This is a genomic window from Oleiphilus sp. HI0079, assembly GCF_001635105.1.
In genome coordinates this window covers 1-1907 of record NZ_LWFT01000665.1, presented here as the reverse complement: position 1 = coordinate 1907, position 1907 = coordinate 1, and the positions used below count along the sequence as shown (strand labels likewise).

Genomic DNA, 1907 nt, shown 5'->3' with positions numbered 1-1907 from the left:
ACATTACCCCGGACCAATTTGAACTTAGCCAGAAACTAGATGACCAGCAGCGCCGCCTAACTTTTCTTCTCCGCAACACCATCGATCGAGCGCAGAACAAGCTGCAAGCCCATCAAAAAAGAGTACAGCATCCGGGTAAAGCGCTGGAGATCAAAGCACAAAGAGCTGAAAGTCTCAGCAAGGCCCTGGAGCAACTCATCCAGCTTGGCATGCAGCAACACTTGTCCAAGCTATCAAGTCGCCAAGCACGTTTAGACAGATTCCATCCTCAGTCGCAGATCGAGCAAGCCAAAAACCACTGTGCGCGAATCTTTGCCCGCAGCAATGAGTTGGTCAATACACACCTAACTCGCAGCCAACATCAATTTAGCCTTGCTGCGAACAAACTTAATCTTGTCAGCCCTCTGGCGACGATGGAGCGTGGCTATAGCGTGCTGTTAAACGACAAAGGTAAGGCGATTGATTCATGCGAGATGGTACATCCGGGTGACACAGTTGAAGCACGCGTGCAAGACGGCTCGATTAACCTTGAGGTCTTATCAAACCAAAAACGGTGCTAACCAAAACACGCAAAACAATAGATCTGCACAATCAAGACAAGAGCGTGTCTTTCGCCTGATTGATCTGAGCAGCCAGATAATCGTTTCCACCTCGATCGGGGTGACATTTCTGCATTAATTTTTTATGTGCATCAATAATCTCTTGTGCGCTAGCTCCCGGCTTTACGCCCAAAATCTCATGTGCCTGAGCTTTGCTCATGTTGCTGTTTTGGGAATTCACAGATTCGGCGCCTTCTGATTGATTAGCAGAATTTTTTTGCTGTTTAACGAAGCGTCTGAGCAATGGAACATAGCGCAACAAAGGGGTCATTTTTTTAACGAAAGGCAACAACGCTGTCACAATCGCGGCAATGAAATGTAAGCGCCCTGTGACGGTCAAAAATACAACCGCGAGGAGTAACACCGCAAAAAAGAACCAAGCAACAAGCCTCTTTCGAGCAGCGGGCGTTCCTTTTCTGTACGCCCCAAAAAACCATAAAACGCTTAGGATCGCGATCAGGGGAACCAATAGCTGAAGCATAGACAAACAACCTAGCAAGAAAACGAAGTGTTAGTCCGTATGATATGGGCGCGCGTTCACATATCAAGCTATTTCGATACGGTATATGGATGATGTGCTAAAATTGAGCTATACATGGAGCCCGATAACACTCTGCGGCTCTACCTATGTTCTGTCCATGCCAGATAGCAACGTGACATGGTATGACAAGCCTGCGAGGTGCCTCCCAATAACATGAGCAATACCGACTATTACAGTTTGCTTCGGATCCGGGCATTCAACGATTTAACAAATCGTGCAAAGCCAGGCATTTTCATCTATGCCACAGTTTGGTTTGCGATCGCTTTTGCGCTCGATATATACGAACAAAGCACGCTGTTTTTTCATATTAATAGCGGCTTGATCATCGCATTCTTTTTCATCCGACTAACGCACCTTTTATTTCGCAGCAAAGTCGACAAAGACAATGTCGCAAAGCTTGAAGGCATCCTGGTCGCTAGCATTTTGCTCGGTGCGTTGCACTGGGGAGTAATGAGTGCATGGGTGTTCTATGATAATGGTCTCTCTAGCGTGCAAGCGCCGATTATAATCGTGTTGGCAGCATTTGCTATGGGCGGCACTAGCACCCTCAGTATCTCTAGAACAATACGCATCTACTACCCATGCTTACTTTTTTTACCAAGCATTCTATTCTTTCTTTGGAATGCGAGCCCTTTATCCTACCTCTACGCTGGACTGATTGTGGCATCATGGATCTACATCCACGTAGCGTCAGCATCGGCAGAGCATGATTACTGGCAAGCCATTTCGAACAATCTGATCGCCGAAGAACGCGCCATAGAGCTCGA

At 47.0% G+C, this 1907-nt stretch carries 3 protein-coding genes; 2 read left to right on the top strand and 1 reads right to left on the bottom strand.

Going from position 1 to position 1907, the window contains the following annotated elements:
- Nucleotides 1-560 (top strand): exodeoxyribonuclease VII large subunit (locus tag A3750_RS12015; RefSeq protein ID WP_156498546.1); only part of this gene is annotated, 560 nt, incomplete at its 5' end.
- A gap of 31 nt (nt 561-591) precedes the next feature.
- On the opposite strand, the gene A3750_RS12010 is transcribed toward A3750_RS12015, so the two are convergent.
- Complete coding sequence (locus tag A3750_RS12010) at nt 592-1080, bottom strand: DnaJ domain-containing protein (protein WP_068453909.1); 489 nt, start codon at nt 1078-1080, stop codon at nt 592-594.
- A gap of 213 nt (nt 1081-1293) precedes the next feature.
- Here A3750_RS12010 and A3750_RS12005 point away from each other — a divergent pair.
- A partial coding sequence (locus A3750_RS12005; protein WP_156498545.1) for a hypothetical protein occupies nt 1294-1907 on the top strand: 614 nt, incomplete at its 3' end.

What these genes read in the sequence shown, in the direction of transcription:
- A3750_RS12010 (WP_068453909.1), bottom strand. Translation starts at nt 1,080, where the DNA reads ATGCTTCAGCTATTGGTTCCCCTGATCGCGATCCTAAGCGTTTTATGG.